This is a genomic window from Streptomyces sp. DH12, assembly GCF_020873895.1.
Taxonomy (GTDB): Bacteria; Actinomycetota; Actinomycetes; order Streptomycetales; family Streptomycetaceae; genus Streptomyces.
The window spans coordinates 1-893 of record NZ_JAHWGT010000153.1 but is presented as its reverse complement, the minus strand read 5'-3'; the positions used below and the strand labels follow the sequence as shown (position 1 = coordinate 893).

At 67.9% G+C, this 893-nt stretch carries 1 pseudogene; it reads left to right on the top strand.

The features are described 5' to 3' along the window. Positions 1-893 (top strand): annotated as a pseudogene (locus tag LPA54_RS33160) (peptidase S8); the annotation flags it as partial.

Below are 893 nucleotides of genomic sequence, written 5' to 3'. Positions count from 1 at the left end.
GCCAAGGAGTTCGCCACCGTCCAGGTCGGCATGGGCGCCGCGGCCAGTGGCAAGAAGGGCGCCGTCACCGCGTTCGGCTGGCTGCCCGGCAGCTCGGGCGCGTCCGGCTTCTCCCAGGAGCAGAAGCTCCCCAGCACCCGCACGCTGTACCTGTCCACGGTCAACGGCGTGACGTGGGACCTCGACTTCGAGCAGCTCGGCGGGGTCGACAACGAGGGCTGGCCCATCTACGACGCCGGCTACACGATCGGCGTCGGCAAGACCTACAAGGGCGGCAAGACCTACAAGGAGACCGTGAACACGGCCGTCTTCGGGCCGCGTCTCACCTCGTCCTACGGCGTCTTCCGCGACGGCAACAGCATCTACGGCGTGATCCCGCTGTTCGCCGACGGCAAGGGGCACGCGGGCTCCTCGGAGTTCTCGTCCGCCGTCACGACCCTCTACCGCAACGGCAAGAAGGTCGGCTCCAACAACGACCCGCTGTTCGGCGAGGAGGGCTTCACCGTCCCGTCCGGTGACGCCGCCTACCGGCTGACCACCTCGGTCAAGCGGAGCGCCAAGGTCGCCGCCGCGTCCACCCGCATCGACGCGAGCTGGACCTTCCGGTCCAAGAAGACGTCGGGCGAGAAGCAGCTGCCCGTCTCCTCGGCCCGGTTCGCCGCGGTCACGGGGCTGGACAGCAAGGTCGCGGCCGGCAAGAAGGCCACCTTCCCGGTCGTCGTGGAGGGCGCCGCCCAGGGCAAGAACCTCAAGTCCCTGGCGGTCTACGTCTCCTACAACGGCGGCAAGACCTGGAAGAAGACCACGGTCACGAAGGGCAAGATCACCGTCAAGAACCCCGCGAAGGGCAAGGCGATCTCCTTCCGCGCCAAGATCACCGACAAGAAGGGCAA